We start from the raw sequence: 17,896 nt of genomic DNA on the forward strand, positions 1-17,896 counted from the left end.
CATAATGCGCACGGGTGATTTCAGTCCAGGCCATCGTGATCTCCATCGAATCTCGCAAATCCGACGGAATCACAACCTGCTGAAATCACTCAACTCTTTTTGGAACGGACACTGAGGAATTCCGGAAGGTTCTGAAGCTCCCAGCTCCCGATCGAAGTGTTGATGAGTAGAAGCTCGGCACCCCTGTCCTTGGGGCCGACGACCACTGAAACAGGCCGGTCCAGAGGAACCGGGCACCAGCCCTGACGTATGGCTATCTGGCTGATCTTCCGGAACTTTTCCACCTTGCCGAGTTCGAAGGCATCGATCCGATTTACGTCGTGATTTCCAGGCACGAAAAGCAGCGGGGTTGTCTGAGAGCTCTCGCCGCTACCTCGGCAAAGCAATGAGAAATGCCTGAATGCCCCCTCGATGAACTCCGATCTACCCCTCGTAGTAAAATCCCCGACGAACACGACGCCGTTGGTGGTGTCAGACGAAGACAGGTCTCGCAGTTTTCGGAGCACCGCCCGGAATGCGGAACTCCGAAGGGCCTCCGAGATACTTGGAGCAAACTGCTTATCCTTAGCGTCTATATCGCTGGGAACAAGCTGCCAGTCCGGATAGTGGATATCTCCAACCTGAAGGATTCGAATACGGCGCATCTCTTACCCCTTGCAATAATCCCTAGTTGGATATTGCAAAAGTTTCCAGCTGCGAGGTTGAGACGTCGACGACATCCACAGATTGCCACCTCGACACTCTCATTGTCCCTAAAAGTAGCAGCCAAGCAGGAAGGGGGTCGAACGCCAACCGTTCGTCATTGTCTGCCTGAGACTGCTTCGGCTCGGCGCTGGCACGAGAGCACCCGGCCATGAGGGGCAAGCGCCGACGCCCGCGCCTGCAAGCCGAGGTTGCGCAAGGCGCCGAGCGTGACCTCGCGCGTCACCTTGATCGGATTGACGCGCAGGTCCAGCGGCGCCGGCTTGAGAAGCACCAGGGCCGGTTACAGCCCCAGTGTCGTAGCGACCCGTTCCTGGAAATACTGCACGCCCCGCTCATGCCGCCCCGAGAGCGGGCCGGAGCTGTAGGCTCCCGCGGCGTAGTTGCGATGCGTATCGGCGCAGATCGTGTAGTCCTCGCGTACCACGGCCAGGGTGCCTTGCACGGATTTCGCCCTGCTCTCCGATGCTTCCGCGGAGGTGTCGGCAAAGAAGAAATGGTAGTGCTGGTCCGTGTGATGCGGTGAGGTCGGGTTGATCCGGCTGACGTTCATGCCACCATCGAAGAGCGACAGCGTCCAGTTCGGCCACATCCAAAGCCATTTGCCGCGATAGAACAGACCGTCCTTCGGCGGTGCGGTCATCCGGACATAACCGGGATGGGCGGTGGTCTGGAACGCTTCGAAGTCGATGGCGGCGTAGAACGAGGGATGCGTGCCGGGGATGTGGTAGCCTTCGACGAAATTGTCGGTGTAGATCTTCCAGTTCGCCGCGAAGCTGACAGTGGCCTGATCGGTGGCGGCATAGGTCTCCAACGGCTCGTCCGCCAGTTCGGCGGGCAGGGAGCCAAGTTGATCCAGAAGACTTTCCCTGGGGTCGAGCGCCGCGAAGAGCAGCCCGCGCCATTGCGACAACTGCACCGCCTCCAGCGGCCAGTCCTCGGGGATGATCGCGGGATCCTTGCCATACCACGGGGCCTGCACCAGCCGTCCGGTGTCGGCAAAGGACCATTTGTGATAGGGACAGACGATCAGCCCGCATTTGCCCGCGCCATCGGCCAGAAGTTTGGCCCCCCGGTGGCGGCAGACGTTCTTGAATCCGCGCAAGGTCCCGTCCCGGCCCCGGATGGCGAAGACCGGCGTGCCGGCGATGTCGATGGCAAGGTATTGACCTGATGTCGCGACCGAGGCGACAGGCCCCATGAACTGCCAGGTGCGCGCGAAGATGTCGCGCCGTTCCTGCTGCCAGATATCGTCGCGGACATAAAGCGACGGGTCCAGGTTCAGGTATTGCACGGGCGCAATGTCTGATGGCGTGTGGTCGGCGCGCAAGGTATGTGGCGTCATAGGCTAACCTCCAGTCGAGGCAATCCTGTCGCAAGCGGGGCGACATCGCAAGGGACTTGGCTCCGCCGCGCACAGCCCGTAAGCCGGCGTGCGATTTTGCTTCAGCGCAGATTTGCGGTTCCAATTCGCCGACCTGGTTGTCGACTGCGATCATCACGTCGGATGCCTTCACCGCAGCACAGGTTCCAGGCCGACTTCGAGCCCGGTTCGCCGTCGCCTGAGGAACGGCTTGTATCAGAATGGTGCGCTTCGCTCGCGAACGACGGGATGGGGCCGGTTGCAGAATGGCAGCTATCCGCCGGGCGCGACCGAAACCCGACAGTGGCAGCCGGCCCACTACGGTCATTCGAGAACTGGCGACGAAGGGAGCTGTGAAACCGCCAGGGGCCAGAGACGCCGTCTGGTGGTGCCAAGCTTCGCGTTGTTTTCGTAAGTAGAGAAACGGGCCCAAGAGTGAGAAAAGTCAATCTACTTTGAGGTTCTGGCCATAAACAATTCTGCCCCCAAATTTCCCTGCTTGCACGCAGGATTTTAATATGCTTGATCGGCCTCATGCCTTTGGGAGGGGCTTGGGGGATGACAAAATTTACAAAAGCGGTGCTTGGCGCCGGGTTATTGCTTTGCGGGTGTGCGACACCACCAGAAAAGATACAAGCTAGCTATGTTTCGCCAATACTTTATCAGAATCTAACATGCGAGCAGCTGGCGCTAGAGGCCACAAATATTTCCAGCCGAGCGGCGGAGGCTGCGGGTGTTCAGAACAAAAAGGCCGGTCAGGACGCTGCGGTGGTCGCCGTTGGTGTAATCATATTCTGGCCGGCGCTCTTCTTCGCGAGTGGCGACGGCGCATCCGCGGCAGAGGTCGCTCGGCTCAAAGGCGAAATGCAGGCGATCGAAGATGCGTCCTCCCGCAAGAGCTGCGGAATCGTGTTCCAAAAGCCTAAACCGCCGACCCCTAAGAAAAACAACTACCCTTAAATACAGCAGCAGCCATCGGGAGGTTGCCGCCGGCGCTGAGAATCTGGCGACGCGCTCTTCATCGATGTCGGTCAAGTCGATGCTCGGCAGCGTGGCGGGGGTGTTGAGCTGCCTGCGCAATTCGATGATCCAGTCGACCATCGCCGATGAATCGTGGCTAGGAAGATCGGGGAAGCGTGCGAGCAGGCTGAGCTTTTCTTCCATCGCCGGGGCGTTGAACCTGACGACGTTCGACATCAGCACGGCGTTGAGCAGCCTGTGATGGGTGTCGTGCGCGCGGCCAATGGCCAACCGCTTCTCCGTCGCCTATACAGCCCTTTTCCCAACCCGACCGTCCTTCCCGTGAATCTCGCCAGCCGCCTGCAAGCCACTCTTGAACTCCTGCATGAAGTCGACAGCGTCGCGCGGCCGGCGGATGCGGTCGTCTCCGCCTGGTTTCGGGCGCGGCGGCATGTCGGCGACGCGGACCGTGGGGCGATCCTGGAACTGCTCTACGCGCTTCTGCGCCATCATGCGCGGCTTGGCTGGTGGCTGGGCAGGCATGGGCGCGCGGATGTGGCCCGCAACCGGCTGCTCGCCTGGCTTACGCTTGGGGAAGGCAGGACGCCCGAGCAGATCGGGCGGCTGTTCAACGGCGCGAAATTCGCGCCCGCCGCGCTGACGGATCAGGAGCATGCGCTACTGGTCAAGTTGCAGGGGGGCACGATCGACCATGCCGGCATGCCGGAAGAGGTGCGCCTGGAATGCCCGCTTTGGGCGGCCGGGCCGCTGCGGCGGCGTTTCGAGGGCGCATTCGCTGGCGAGATGGCCGCGCTTCTCAAGCCGGCGCCGCTGGACCTGCGCGTCAATCCGGTCAAGGCGACGCGCGAGGCCATGCTCGGCGCCTTGCGGGACCTTGGCCTCGCGGCGCAGGCGTCCGCCATGGCTCCGCACGGCATCCGCGTGGACGAGCGCCCCTCGCTGGCCGGCCTGCCGATGCTCAGAAGCGGTGAGGTCGAGATCCAGGACGAGGGCTCGCAGCTCGTCGCCATGCTGGTCGATGCCCGGCCGGGCGAGCGCGTGGTCGATTTCTGCGCCGGCGCCGGCGGCAAGACGCTGGCCATCGCCGCGCAGATGAACAACAAGGGCCATGTCGTCGCCTGCGAAGTCATGGAGGGCCGGCTGAAGCGCGGCGCCGAGCGTTTCCGGCGGGCAGGGCTGCACAATATCGAGACCCGGCTGCTGTCCGGCGAGACCGACAAATGGATCAAGCGCCACAAGGGCGGTTTCGACCGCGTGCTGGTCGATGCGCCCTGCAGCGGCACCGGCACATGGCGGCGCAACCCCGATGCGCGCTGGCGTGCAACCGAGGAAGAGGGCCTGGGCAATGTCGTGGCGCTGCAGGCCCGCATCCTGGCAAGTGCGGCGCGCCTGGTGAAGCCGGGCGGACGGCTGGTCTACGCGACATGCTCCCTGCTTCTGGAGGAGAATGAGGAGCAGGTGGCCGCCTTCCTCACCGCGCATCCCGCCTTCCGCGTCGTGCCGCTGCGCGAGGCCGCGCCGGGGGTGACCAGTTCAGCCCATGCCGACTACCTGTCGCTGACCCCCGCGCGCCACGACACCGACGGTTTTTTTGCCGCCGTGATGCAGCGGGAGGCGGCGCCGGCGGCCGAACAAGCGTCGATAAAGGGCAGGGCGGAGTAGGCCGGTCTGGAGCCGTTCACCGTTTCACGGAAATTAAGAACGGCTGCTAACTCTTTGTTTTGTCGCAATTCCGAGGGGAAGCGCTTTGCGCTTCTCCCGGGGAAAACCGCTCACACTTTTCCTGAAATTGCCCTAAAGCGGTTCAGCGCTTCACGGAATCGCCGAACCGCTCTAAACCTTTGTTTTTACGCAATTCCGGACGGAAAACCGCTACGCACTTTTCCTGGAATTGCTCTAGCGGCTCAACTTCTTCGGAAAGGGCACGCCCTTGGTGGTGAAGCTCCGGCCTTTGCCGATGGGGCGCTTCACGCCGGCGGCCTTGCCGGTTCCGGCGGGTTGGTGGGCGGGGATGAGCTGTTCGGGGCGGGGGCCGATCAGGTCGGCGCGGCCCATCTCCTTCAGGGCTTCGCGCAGCAGCGGCCAGTTGTCGGGGTCGTGGTAGCGTAGGAAGGCCTTGTGCAGCCGGCGCTGGCGGCCGCCGCGAATGGTCTCGACCTTGTCGGTCGCGCCGCGCCGCACCGCCTTCAGCGTGTTGACGCCGGTGTGGTACATGGCCGTGGCGGTGGCCATGGGCGAGGGCAGGAAGGTCTGCACCTGGTCGGCGCGATAGCGGTTCTTCTTCAGCCACAGCGCCAGATGCAGCATGTCCTCGTCGGTCGTGCCGGGATGGGCGGCGATGAAATACGGGATGAGATAGTATTTCTTGCCGGCTTCCTTGGCGGCGGCGTCGAACATCTCCTTGAACTTGTCATAGGTGCCGATGCCGGGCTTCATCATCTTGTCGAGCGGCCCGCGCTCGGTGTGCTCGGGCGCGATCTTGAGATAGCCGCCGACGTGGTGGGTCACCAGCTCCTTTACATATTCGGGGCTCTTGACGGCCAGGTCATAGCGCACGCCGGAGGCGACCATCACCTTCTTGACGCCCTTGACCTCGCGCACCTTGCGGTAGAGCCGGATCAGGTCGTCATGCGAAGTGTTGAGGTTGGGGCAGATGTCGGGGAAGACGCAGGACGGCAGGCGGCAGGCCGCCTCGATCTTGGGGTCCTTGCAGGCCATGCGGTACATGTTGGCGGTCGGCCCGCCGATGTCGGAGATGACGCCGGTGAAGCCCGGGGTCTTGTCGCGGATCTTCTCGATCTCGCGCAGGATCGAGCCTTCGGAGCGGTTCTGGATGATGCGGCCTTCATGCTCGGTGATCGAGCAGAAGGTGCAGCCGCCGAAGCAGCCGCGCATCACCGTCACCGAGAACTTGATCATGTCCCAGGCGGGGATCTTGGCGTTGCCGTAGGACGGGTGCGGGGCGCGCGCGTAGGGCAGGTCGTAGACGGCGTCCATCTCTTCCGAGGTCAGCGGGATGGGCGGCGGGTTCAGCCACAGGTCGCGGTCGCCATGGCGCTGCACGAGCGGGCGGGCGTTGCCGGGATTGGCCTCGCGATGCAGCACGCGCGAGGCGCGGGCATAGGCGTCGCGGTCGCCCTCGACCTGTTCGAACGAAGGCAGGCGGATCACCGTGTCGCCGGGCTTGCGGGTCGCGCCCTCGTCGGGGGAATCGATGTCGTCGGCGGGCAGTTCGGTGAAGTGCTCGGGCACGCGGCGGAACAGAGCGACGCCCCTGATGGTGTCGAGCTCGCGCGGCGTATCGCCTTCGGCAAGCCGGTTCGCCACCTCGACCACGGCGCGCTCGGCATTGCCGTAGATCAGAAGGTCGGCCTTGGCATCGGCCAGGATCGAGCGGCGCACCTTGTCGGACCAGTAGTCGTAATGGGCGATGCGGCGCAGCGAGGCCTCGATGCCGCCCAGCACGATGGGCACGTCCTTGTAGGCCTCGCGGCAGCGCTGCGTGTAGACGATGGTGCAGCGGTCCGGCCGCTTGCCGCCTTCGCCGCCCGCCGTATAGGCGTCGTCGTGGCGCAGCTTGCGGTCCGACGTGTAGCGGTTGACCATCGAATCGAGGTTGCCGCCGGTGATGCCGAAGAACAGTTTCGGCCTGCCCAGCGCCTTGAACGGCTCGGCCGACTGCCAGTCGGGCTGCGAGATGATGCCGACCCGGAACCCCTGGGATTCGAGCAGGCGGCCGATGATCGCCATGCCGAAGCTGGGATGATCGACATAGGCGTCGCCGGTGACGAGCACGATGTCGCATTCGTCCCAGCCGAGCGCGGTCATCTCGGCGCGGCTCATCGGGAGGAAGGGTGCCGCCTTTGCGGCGTGCGGCTTGCCCCCGGATAGCGAAATCAGGTTCTGTTGGGCGCTGGCTATGGTTTCCATCGCGGACGTATAGACCGCCGCCATGGCGAATTCAATGAACCTCGGATCGGGGCGAGGCAAAGACATGCCGGAACTGAAGCCGCAATTCCGGCCGGCAGGCTCGCCGTTCGCGGCATCCCGTCGGGCCGCCGCGCGCGGCGGACTCCAAACCATTGACAACGTCGGGGCGTTTGATGCCTTATCGTTGCGGGACTTGGGGGCAAGTTCAATGTGGCGTCTCACCGGGATCGTGTATCTCGTTTCGCTGCTTCTGCTGGGTGTCGTCGGGGCACATGCCGCGGACGCCTATGACGATGCGCGACTTTTGCGCTGGAACAGTGCCTTCGTCGCCCATGACCGCCACCTCGATGCGCTGATCACGGATGTCGAGGCCGACCTGCGCTCGGCCAGGATGCATCCCTACGCGCCTTACGTCTGGGCTCGCGCCATGTATGCCGATCATCGTCTGGCAGACGATTGGCGCAAGCACGTGGCGCCGGACCTGGTCGCCGTGCTCGGCGGCTTCCCTGATCAGTTCCTGGCCGAGGAAGCTTCCGACGAGGCGCGCCAGTCGCGCCTGGCGAACGATTTTCCGACTGAGGGCAAGGTGATCTGGCACGCGCGCGTGCTGGCGACGTGGGACACGGATGACAAGGTCAAGTCGGCCAGGTTGAACCTGGCGGCGCTGGCTGATCCCAACGAAGAATTTCACGCCCTTTGGGATTTGCTTGAAGATGCCGATGACCTGCGGTCGACGCGCCAGGACGCCGAAAAACTCCTGGCCAGCCGGCCGAATCCGGACGACCTGTTCGGGCGCGTTGGCCGCGCCTTCCTGGTCGGGGATTCGGCGCTGCGCACAGGCCGCAAGCTGGAGCTCGCCGACATGTGGTTGGCCGAGCATCCGCACGATGCCATGGCGTTGCGCTTCAAGGCGATCCAGCTGGACAGCTTGAGCCGCCCGGAGGAAGCGCTGGAGGCGATGCGCGCGTCCCTGGCAAGCTTTCCCTACTACCCTTATCGGGCGCAGCAGCTGTCCAACTACGCTGTGAAGGTGTTGCCCGAGGCGGATGTTCGCTCGGAGGTTGCGGCCCTCGTCCGGCGAACCTCCGTGCTGGAAGGAGGCGCTCTTGCCGACCGGGTGGAGCAACTGATGGCGAACGCCTACCGCGTGGCGGGCGACCTCGGTGCGGCCCGGCGCATTCTGGAAACCGCACTGGGCCGTTCACCGGACGCGGTCGGTCTCAACCGCGCCATGGCCAGTCTCGAGATGGACAGCGGACGCGTGTCCGAGGCGGAGCGCTTCGCCACCGTGGTCAGCGCAAGCGCGCTGCCGCTCAAGGCCGACCTGGAGCTCTCGATCAGGATAGCCGCCACGCGTTCCGAGCCCGCGCGCGTGGCCGAACTGGTCGCGCTCTTCAAGCAGCGTTTCGGGAAACTGACGAGCAACGCCTATTATGAATCGGGGCGCCTGAATCCTGACGGCTCACCGGAGGCCATCGCGTTCGCCCGCGAGGCGCTAGCGGCCTTGCCCAATTCGGAATGGGCCCATCGCTATCTGATCTCCAACCTTGTCGACGCCGGGAAGTCACGCGACGAGCAACCGCTGGTCGACGAGTGGCTGCAGCGTTTCGTCATTCCGGCCGACAACGCGCAACGCCTCTACTTCAACCATCTGAAGGCCGTCGAGGACCATGACGCGGCGGTTGCCGGGTTCCGGGCGATGCAGGATCGCTGGGGAATCTATGACGATTACTGGACGTTGCTGGCCGATGAGGAGAGCGGCGATCCCGCAAAGCTCGTCTTCTGGCAGGGTGTGCGCCGCGCAATACCGGACAAGGCCTTCCCGATCAGGAACATCCTCGAGATCTACGACGGTCAGCGCCGTTTCGACGACGCACTGCAACTGATCGACATGGCGCGGGGCGAAATGGCAGGCGCGGATGCGGTCGAACGCGCCGACCTTGCCTATTTCCGCTGCTATATCGTCGCGCAAATGGACACGCCGGGGGACCAAAGCGCCGTTGAAATCTACCGGCGGGCACGCGGCGACTGCGAGGAGGCGGAGCGCCTCGGCCGAAACCACGCCGACACACGCTACGAGATCGCGCTGCTGTCGAACATCCATGGCGACACGGCCAATATGGTTGCCGATTGGGAAGCCACGACGCGTCTTTCGCCGGACTCCGACGCCTCCCGCGATCTGGGCTTCTACAATTCGCTGGCCAAGATGTCCAACCGGCGGGTCTTCGCCGGCCTGTACGACTGGTACAAGCGCGACCCCTACGATGGCGCCCGCATCGCCGACATCGCCGTGCGCCATGCCAAATGGGGCGGCAGCCGCATCTTCGCCAAGGTCCTCTACGAGCGGCTGAAAGTCGTCTCACCAGACACCTTCCGCCAGCATGAATATGACTACAATCAACTCAATGCGGATTTCGAGAACGCGTCCGACAATTTCGTCAAGCAATATGGCGACCGGAAATCCATTTCGGCCAGCCTGCGCTATGTCGCCTGGTACGATGCGGCCCGGCTGGCCGCGCAGAAGCGCTCGCCCATCGTGACGCTGGACCTGGATACGTTCACGAAGACAGTGACCCAACCGGACGGCCAGCGGCTGGTGCAGAGCGAGGACCCCGTGACGGGGGCGGTGAGCTATCGCGCCAGCGGCAATTCCTGGCGGCGTTTCCATTATGACCCGCGCGGCAACCTGGTGAATGTCGAGGTGCCGAACGGAGGCGGCGTCAAGATCGGCTATGACGACCGCGGCCAGATATCGCGCATCGAAACCGACAGCAAAGTGCTGACCTTGGAATACAACGATATCGGCAAGCCGGCTGTCGTCACGCTGGAGGGCGTTGGACGAATAGACGTGCGCTATGACAAGAGCGGTGAAATCGAAAAGCTCGAGCCCGGCGGCGGCTCAGAGGTCACCGTCAAGGTGGCCGGTGCGATGACCACGCTACTCGGGATGATCAACGATACCGGTGCCGGCGAATACCGTGACGAGAAGCGCGATGCCGAGGCCGCCAAGCTCAGAGACACGCTGGACGAGCTCTCGGATACCCCCGATGACGCCCGGCTCCTGCCGACCGTGAAAGCCATGGTGCCCTACCTGGAGGGCGCGGACGGCGACTTCGATCGGATTGAAAGGCTGCTGCTGGGGCTGGCAGGCGAGATGGACAAGAAACCGGGCGAGGCCGCCGAAGCCGTGTCGCTGCTTGGCGACCTCTATGCGTCGACCTTTCCCGGCGGCCTCGACCAGGATTACTGGGACCACTGGCAAGAGGCGCTGGGGCAGTTCGACAAGGCGGCCGGGCCCGGGCTGGCACGCTCGCGCCAGGACGCCGCCGCAAAACCCGTCACACTCTTGCCCGATGCCCGTTGGCTGGCAGGTTCCAACCTCTCCAATCCAGGCTACTGGGCCAGGTACGAACTGGCGGACTACGTGCCGAAGCCTCTGCGCGAGGGGCTGCGCCTGCGCGCCATCCAGGCCATGAGCGACGGCCGCGTCATCGTCGCGACCTCGGCGGGACTGTTCATCCGCGAAAAGGGTTTCTGGCTGCGCTATCTCATCGACATGCGAGCCGGCAAGCTGGCGCAGGCACCGAATTCGGCGGATGCAACGGCCCTGTCCGACGTGCTGGCGATCGCCGAGCGTCCTGACGGCGGTCTGTGGCTGGGCACGGCCGATGGCCTTGTGCGGCTGTCGGCGGCCGGTCAGGTCGAAGCTTACTACAGTTCGGCGGCCGATGGGCTCGCGTCACGCCGTGTCACCCAGTTGGTGCCCTGGCGTAACGGCGTGCTCGCCGCCGGCGCCGACGGGCTCTCCTTCTTCGACGACGCGGGCGCGCATCCGGAAACGGCCGCCTCGCTTGGCGCCGATAAGGTGCTGGCCAGGCAGGAGCCGGCTTTCGTGGCGGCGATCTCGGCCGATGAAGTGATGGTCGGCGCCAATGGCGCCGTGCATCTGCTGACGCCGCATGAAAGCCCGCGCCGCATAGCCGACTTCGAGGGGCGCTCGGCCCATGTCTCGGCCGACGGGCAGGTCTATCTGGCCGGTTTGCGGGAGGTCTTCGAGGTGACGCGCGGCGCCGACGGCCGGCTCGGCGCGCTTCGCCCGCTGGGCGGGCGCCAGGACCTGCAGGTATCGCAGGCACTCTACGGGCTGGCCGAGGTCGACGTCGGAGACGGCGAAGCTCCGGCTCTCGCGATCCTCAGCGATCTCGGTATCGGCTTCTACCATCGCGGATATGTCGAGCACCTGACCCTGCCTTTGTCGCAAGGCCCGAAGGCGGCCCTGGCCATCTCGGCCGGCAAGGGCAATTTCTGGGTCATGTCCGATTCAGGGGCGCTCTATGCATTCCAGCAGGGCCAGGTGACGGTGGACAGCGACGGCCCGGTCCAGGGCATCGTCACCGACCCGGTCGGGCGTGTTACCTACATCGCCCGCCAGGGTTCCGTGGAAGCGATGCTGCATGACGGCCCGCCCGAGGCGCAATATCTGTTCGCCGCGCGCGTGCGCAAGATGGTGCCGGTGCCGAACGGGATCCTGTTCAACGACGGTTCCGACATCATGCGCTATCATACGGGCGACGCGCTGCCGGAGGTCCTGTTCTCGGCCCGCAACGACGTGGAGCATTACCGCACGGCGGAAGGGCGCGGGGCCGCCAATGATGAGATCACCGGGCTTGCCGTCGGCCCGGATGGCGCCATCTGGGCGACAACGCGTACCTCCGTTTTCCGCCATGCCAATGGCAAGACGACGGAATACTCCTACTTCCTCGATGCCGCGAAGTTCCCGATGCCGGCAAGCTGGATCGCCGGCGTCTATGCCACGGTCGACGGGCGCGTCTGGGTGATCGGCTCGGACGAGAGCCATATCGCCGTCGACGGAACCAACATGCGCGGCGGCATGGCCCAATGGAACGGCAACGGGTTCGACCTGGTTGGCGGGTCGGACGATCTCGAGGGCCGGCCGTGGTTCGTCACCAGCTACACGCCCGTGGCCGAAGGGCGCGCGATTGTCGGCACGACCGCCGGCATGGGCATGCACGAGGCCGGGACATTCTCCTATCTCGAGGCGATGAAGGACAGCTCCTACCTGGCGCTGCTGGCGGCGCATCCCAACCTGTTCCTTGGGGAACGCGGCGTGTTGATCGGCAAGGAGGTCTGGCTGTTTCCCACGGCCGCCGGCATTGTCGGCCTTCGCAATGGCGAGTGGTTTTATCCCGACCGCCTCAACCGGTTGCTGCCCGACCAGCGGCTGTCGCGCTACGGCTCGCGCATGGTGCATACGCTCGAAACGGACGCCAATGGACGCATTTACGCCGGCACCGATCGCGGCTTGATGGTGTTCGACACCGGGGGCGGCGACGCGGCCGATTTTCTCACTTCGAGCGGCATGCGCGAGCAGGCTTTCGAGCGCCAGGAGGAAGAGAGCCTGCGGCGCCAGCGCGAGATCTTCATCAAGGGGCTGGGCGCCGATGACCCTCGCGCCCGGCTGGCCAAGCGCTATCTGGAATTGGAGGATGAGCTGTCGAAGCTGGCGGTCGAGCAGCGTGTGCGCGGGGAAAGCGCGCTGACCGAGAAGCTGGCGGCGAAGCCGCCGGCAAGTGCTGGCCCGGACGACGGCCTGATCGCATCCCATGAGAGCGCCGACAGGATCCGTGACCTGGTGGAGCAGCGGCAGAAACAGATGGCGCGGGTGCTGCTGCAGCTGGAGCGCGATTCCGAGGGCATGGCGCAGATGCTGCAGATGAAGCCACTGGACCTGGCCGCGCTGCAGAAGGAGATGCCGGCAGACAGCGTCATGGTGCAGTACATACCCACGGCGAAGAAGCTGTTCATCCAGGTCGTTGGTCGTGACGAGCGCGATGTCCGCGAAGTCGATATCGACGCCGGCGGCCTGTTTGCGGAAGCGCGGCTGACGCGCGGCCGGTTGCAGGCCGTGGCTGCCGCATTGCGCCAAGGCAGAGGTGGGGTCTCGCTGGTCAAGGCCGAGCCTGGCCTGTTCGACGGTGCGACCACGGCGAAGGATCAGGACCGGCAGCTCTACGATGGCTTGAATCAGCTCTACAAGGAACTGGTGCTGCCGGTGGAGGACCTGCTGGGGGGCTACAAGCATGTCTACTTCGTGCCGTCCGGTCCGCTGGCGGAGGTTCCCTTCGCAAGCCTCGTCAGCCAGCGCGGCGACAAGAACCACTTCCTCGTCGAGGATCATGCCATCGGGCTGATGCCGTCGCTTTATCTCGTCCATATCTACCTGACACACATCGCCTCGGCCTCGGATCAGATGCTGATCCTGGGCGACCCGGACGGCTCGTTGCCGGGCGCGCGCAAGGAGGCGGAAGAGATTCGCGATCGGGTGAAGATGCTGACGGAGCTGAGGCTGGGGGAGAAGGCCGACTACGGCACGTTCGCCGAACTCGGCCCGCGCTCCCGCGCGGTGCATCTGGCCACGCATGCGCTACTCGATCCGGTGCATCCGGAAGACAGCTACCTGTTGCTCTCGGACAACCGCAAGCTCAAGCTGATCGATATCCAGCTCATGAACTTTTCCGACACCGACCTTGTCTTCCTGTCGGCTTGCGAGACCGGCCTGGGTGGCCAGGGTGTCGAGTTCCAGACGCTGTCGCGAGCCTTCGCCCATGCCGGCGTGCCAACGGTAGCCGCGACGCTGTGGCAAGTGAATGATGCTGCCACGCAGGACCTCGCGTCGCGCTTCTATGACCACTATGACGACGATGCGCTGGAAGCGATGGCGGCCGCGCAGCGTGAAATGATCAAGGAAGGCACGTACGCGCATCCGGCCGCCTGGGCCGGGTTCGAGATCATGGGCATGCCGTGACACGATCTGGAATGTCGCAAGCCTCGCGGACGGCGATACCGTCTATCCGGCAATCGCGGCGCGCAGGATGGTGCGCAGATTGTCGCGGTCGAGCCTGATCGGGTTGCCGCCGGCGCAGGGGTCGCTCTCGCCCATGGCCGCGACGCGGTCCTCGTCGATGGCGGTGAGGCCGATGCCGGGCAGGGTGGCCGGGATGTTCAGCTGTTTGCGCAATTCGACGATCCAGTTCACGACCGCCGCGGAATCGTGGGTCGGAAGGTCGAGGAAGCGCGCCAGGAGGGCAAGCTTGTCCTCCAGCACCGGGGCGTTGAACGTCAAGACATAGGGCATCAGCACGGCGTTGAGCAGGCCGTGATGGGTGTCGTGCAGGGCGCCGAGCGGGTGCGCCAGCGCATGGATGGCGCCAAGGCCTTTCTGCAGGGCCACGCAGCCCATGCCGGACGCGATCAGCATCTGGGCGCGGGCCTCGATGTTGCTGCCATCCGCGACGGCGCGGGGCAGCCAGGTCTTGATCAACAGCAAGGCGTTGAGCGCGATGCCCTCGGCCATCGGGTGGAAGCTCGGCGCGCAATAGGCTTCGAGCGCGTGCGACAGCGCGTCCATGCCGGTGGCGGCGGTGATGTGCGCCGGCAGACCGATGGTCAGTTCCGGGTCCATCAGCACCACATCAGGCATCATGCGCGGATGGAAGACGATGACCTTGCGCTTCTCGGCCTCGTTGGTGATGACCGAGGCGCGGCCGAGCTCGGAGCCGGTTCCCGCCGTCGTGGGAATGGCGATGACGGGAATGAGTCCGGAGGTGTCGGCGCGCTTCCAGTTGTCGCCGATATCCTCGAGATCCCACATGGCGATGGTCTGCGTCGCCATCAGCGCGATCGCCTTGGCGGCGTCGAGCGCGCTGCCGCCGCCGATGGCGACGACGAGGTCGTGGCCGCCCTGCTTGAGGAAGGTGACGCCCTCATCGACATTGCGGCCGGTCGGGTTCGGCTTGACGTTGTGGAAGAAGCCGGCTTCCAGCCCGCCGGCCTTCAGCACCTCCAGCGTGCGCTGCACCGGGAAAAGCGTCTTCAGGCCATCGTCGGTGACGACCAGCGGCCGCCTCGCGCCAAGCTCGCGCACGATATCGGCCAGTTCGGCGATGCGGCCATTGCCGAAGCGCACGGAGGTCGGGAAGCTCCAGTTGCTGGAGACGGCCGAAGTGAATGCGGTCATGGGATCAATGCCTTGGACATGAGAGTTTCGGGATTCCTAGAAGTTCCGGGGGATCAGGCTGTCGCCAGTTTCTGCCGTTTCAGTGCGCGGCGGCGCAGGAAATCGGCCAGGAACACCAGCACCAGGGCCGGGATGAAGTTGAGCGTGGCGAGCGCCGGATAGATCGGCGAGGAGCCGACGGCGATGCCGCTGTAGACGAAGATCGGCAGCGTGCGCGCCGTGCCCGCCAGCGAATAGGAGACGTAGAAATTGCCCCAGGACAGCAGGAAGGCGAAAGTGGCGGCCGACAGGATGCCCGGCCACAGAAGCGGGAAGGTGATCTCGCGGAACACCTCCCAGCCGGAGGCGCCCGCATCGCGCGCGGCGTCCTCCAGTGTCTCGTCGAAGCCGTAGACCTGCACGGCCACGATCACCAGCGCAAAGGGGGTGATGTAGACGACATGACCGATGATGACCGTCGCCAGGCCGGTCGAGAAACCCAGCCAGTTGCCGAGCACCGAGAACCACAAGAGCATGACGACGCCCAGCAGCAGCTGGGGGAAGAGCAGCGGCAGGAAGCTGATCGCCCGGAAGGCGTTCTGCAGGCGGAAGCGGTAGCGAATCCAGGCCACCGCACCGGCCGAGCCGAGGACGGTGGCGAAGACCATGGAGATCGCGGCGACGATCGCCGAATTGGCGACCGCCGGCAGGAAATCGGGCTTGCGGAACAGCTCGCCATACCATTCCAGCGAGAAACCCTCGATCGGGAAGGTCAGCACGCGGCTGTCGGTGAAGGAGAACACCACCAGCGTGACGATGGGTACGTAGAAGAACAGGATGAGCAGTGCCATCGCGCCGACCAGCAGGATGTCGACGAAGCGGTCCTTCAGCCTTTCGGAGATCATCGGGCTGCCCTCCTGCTGCCGCGCAACAGCACGGCTGCACTGAGCGCTAGCGACAGGGCGCCGATGACGATCAGCACCAGGGTGAGTGCTGCGCCGAGCGGCCAGTTGACCCGCGTCTCGAAGCTCTGGCGGATCAGCTCGGAGGCGAGCGGCGCCGTGCCGCCGCCCAGCACCTTGGGTTCGAGGAAGGCGCCAAGGCTGAGCACGAAGACCAGCACCGCGCCGCAATAGAGACCGGGGCGCGACAGCGGCAATGTCACCTCGAAGAAGGCGCGCAGCCGCGAGGCGCCGGAATCGTAGGCGGCAAGCACAAGATCGCGGTCGATGCGGGCCAGCGACAGGTAGATGGTGAAGAGGGGATAGACGACCAGCCCGTAGACCATGCCGATCATCGTGCCGGTGGGCGTGAACAGCAGGTTGAGTGCTTCGGGCCCAAGGCCCAGATGCGCCAGCAGCCAGTTGGCGACGCCGCTCTTGTCGAGCACCAGGATCCAGCCGAAGGTCTTCAGCACCGCATCGGTCAGGAAGGCGAAGATGATCAGGATCTGGATCTGCGCATTATAGGCCCGGAGCCGCGTCGCCAGCGCATAGGCGGCGGGAAAGGCGATGAGCACGCATATGACCACGCAGACCAGCGCCATGGCGACGGTGCGCGCCATGATCGTCCAGTAATGCGGCTTGGAGAACACCTCGGTCCAGATTTTCAGGTCCCAGGTCCAGGACAGCCGATAGAACTGCGTCGTCTGGAACGACAGCACCGCCGTCATGACCAGCGGGATGACGAAGAAGAGCAGCATGACGATGGCGAGCGGCGCCACCGTCGCCACCAGTACCGGATCACGCCAGCTTTTGCTGTCGGTTCGCACGGCTTACTCCGAAAGCAGGAAGCTGCGGGCGGGATGGAAGCCGATGCGCACGCTGTCGGACACCTTGGCCGGCAGGTCGAGCGATCCGGCAAGGTCCATGACGACAGGCTTGTCGAGCCCGGGCACGCGCACGCGGTACTGCGTGGAGGAGCCCTTGATGAAATATTCCTCGACCGTGCCGGATAAAACCCATTCGCCGGGCTCGGCAGCGCCGGTGACGAAGCGGATGGTTTCGGGACGCACCAGCAGGGCTGTCTGGGTATCGCCCAGGAACGGCGAGACCTGGTCCTTCGCGATGATGGCGGCCTCCTGGCCGGCCAGTGGCGAGGCGACCTTCGCCTCGTCCTTGTCGCGTGTCACCGAGACCGGCAGGAAATTGGTTTCGCCGATGAAGCCGGCGACGAACATGTTGGCCGGCCGGTAGTAGATGTCGGAGGGCGTGCCGAGCTGCACCACTTCGCCGGCGCGCATCACGCAGATACGGTCGGCCAGCATCATGGCCTCCTCGAGGTCGTGGGTGACGAGGACGAAGCTGGTGCCGAGCTCGCGGTGCAGCTTCTTCAACTCGGCCTGCAGCGACTTCTTCAGCTTGGCGTCGAGCGCGCTCATCGGCTCGTCGAGCAGGAGCACGCTCGGTCGCGAGATCAGCGCGCGGGCCAGCGCCACGCGCTGCTGTTCGCCGCCGGAAAGCTGCGCCGGGTAGCGCGTCAGATATTCGCGCTTCAGGTGCATGAGATCGAGCATCGCCGAGATGCGCTGGTCCATTTCGGCCCTGGCGACCTTCTGCAGCTTGAGCGGAAAGCCGATATTGTCGGACACCGTCTTGTGCGGGAACAGCGCCAGCTTCTGGAACACCATGCGCGTCGGCCGCTTTGCGGCCGGCACGCCCTGCATGTCCTGGCCCTGGATTTCCAGCGTTCCCGAGGTCTGATCCTCGAAGCCGGCGAGGATCTTCAGCAAGGTGGTCTTGCCGCAGCCCGAAGGGCCGACCAGCGCCACGAACTCGCCCGCGCCGATGTCGAGCGACACGCCGTGCAGGGCCCGCATGGAGCCATAGTCCTTGACGATGCCTGAAGCATTGATGATTGCGGTTGTCAAAACTCGGCCGCCCTGAATGTGTGCGAGTGACAAT

At 64.6% G+C, this 17,896-nt stretch carries 11 protein-coding genes; 2 read left to right on the forward strand and 9 right to left on the reverse strand.

All coding sequences use genetic code 11. The features are described from left to right. Positions 1 to 89 precede the first annotated feature (89 nt). From FFS37_RS32760 to FFS37_RS32775, 4 genes are all read right to left on the reverse strand, one after another. The gene (locus FFS37_RS32760; protein WP_137935071.1) at positions 90 to 644 is read right to left on the reverse strand and encodes a metallophosphoesterase; all 555 of its coding nucleotides are present in this window, start codon (positions 642 to 644) and stop codon (positions 90 to 92) included. A 155-nt stretch (positions 645 to 799) separates the two neighbouring features. Next, a complete protein-coding gene (locus FFS37_RS35910) occupies positions 800 to 976 on the reverse strand; it encodes a hypothetical protein (RefSeq protein WP_171026516.1) in 177 nt (58 codons plus the stop codon). Positions 977 to 985: 9 nt separating this feature from the next. Beyond that, positions 986 to 2,047, reverse strand: coding sequence for an aromatic ring-hydroxylating oxygenase subunit alpha (locus tag FFS37_RS32765; protein WP_137935072.1), 1,062 nt, complete (start codon positions 2,045 to 2,047; stop codon positions 986 to 988). A 708-nt stretch (positions 2,048 to 2,755) separates the two neighbouring features. Beyond that, positions 2,756 to 3,316 carry a dehydroquinate synthase/iron-containing alcohol dehydrogenase family protein gene (locus FFS37_RS32775; RefSeq protein WP_137935073.1) on the reverse strand — a complete coding sequence of 187 codons (561 nt, stop codon included), beginning with the start codon at positions 3,314 to 3,316 and terminating at the stop codon, positions 2,756 to 2,758. A gap of 51 nt (positions 3,317 to 3,367) precedes the next feature. On the opposite strand from FFS37_RS32775, the gene FFS37_RS32780 reads away from it, so the two are divergent. Continuing rightward, complete coding sequence (locus FFS37_RS32780; protein WP_137935074.1) at positions 3,368 to 4,708, forward strand: RsmB/NOP family class I SAM-dependent RNA methyltransferase; 1,341 nt, start codon at positions 3,368 to 3,370, stop codon at positions 4,706 to 4,708. A 234-nt stretch (positions 4,709 to 4,942) separates the two neighbouring features. Here the strand turns inward: FFS37_RS32780 and FFS37_RS32785 are convergent, their stop codons facing one another. Continuing rightward, positions 4,943 to 6,976: a YgiQ family radical SAM protein gene (locus tag FFS37_RS32785; RefSeq protein WP_137935112.1), complete on the reverse strand. Its 2,034-nt coding sequence runs from the start codon at positions 6,974 to 6,976 to the stop codon at positions 4,943 to 4,945. A gap of 208 nt (positions 6,977 to 7,184) precedes the next feature. Between FFS37_RS32785 and FFS37_RS32790 the strand changes: the two genes are divergently transcribed. After that, on the forward strand, positions 7,185 to 13,802 hold the full coding sequence (locus FFS37_RS32790; RefSeq protein ID WP_137935075.1) for a CHAT domain-containing protein: 6,618 nt from the start codon (positions 7,185 to 7,187) through the stop codon (positions 13,800 to 13,802). Between the two features lie 42 nt (positions 13,803 to 13,844). Here FFS37_RS32790 and FFS37_RS32795 read toward each other — a convergent pair whose 3' ends face one another. Genes FFS37_RS32795 through FFS37_RS32810 form a run of 4 tightly spaced genes read right to left on the reverse strand, consistent with a single transcriptional unit; the run spans position 13,845 to position 17,862 of the window. After that, positions 13,845 to 15,014, reverse strand: coding sequence for an iron-containing alcohol dehydrogenase (locus FFS37_RS32795; protein WP_137935076.1), 1,170 nt, complete (start codon positions 15,012 to 15,014; stop codon positions 13,845 to 13,847). Between the two features lie 53 nt (positions 15,015 to 15,067). Next, positions 15,068 to 15,898 (reverse strand): ABC transporter permease, encoded by an 831-nt coding sequence (locus FFS37_RS32800; RefSeq protein ID WP_137935077.1) that lies wholly within the window; start codon positions 15,896 to 15,898, stop codon positions 15,068 to 15,070. Then, on the reverse strand, positions 15,895 to 16,764 hold the full coding sequence (locus FFS37_RS32805; RefSeq protein WP_137935078.1) for an ABC transporter permease: 870 nt from the start codon (positions 16,762 to 16,764) through the stop codon (positions 15,895 to 15,897). Before FFS37_RS32805 ends, FFS37_RS32800 begins: the two co-directional genes overlap by 4 nt. 3 nt (positions 16,765 to 16,767) lie before the next feature. Beyond that, positions 16,768 to 17,862, reverse strand: coding sequence for an ABC transporter ATP-binding protein (locus FFS37_RS32810; RefSeq protein ID WP_137935079.1), 1,095 nt, complete (start codon positions 17,860 to 17,862; stop codon positions 16,768 to 16,770). Between the last annotated feature and the right edge of the window lie 34 nt (positions 17,863 to 17,896).

The organism is Mesorhizobium comanense (genome assembly GCF_005503535.1).
In the GTDB taxonomy this organism is placed as follows: Bacteria; Pseudomonadota; Alphaproteobacteria; order Rhizobiales; family Rhizobiaceae; genus Mesorhizobium; species Mesorhizobium comanense.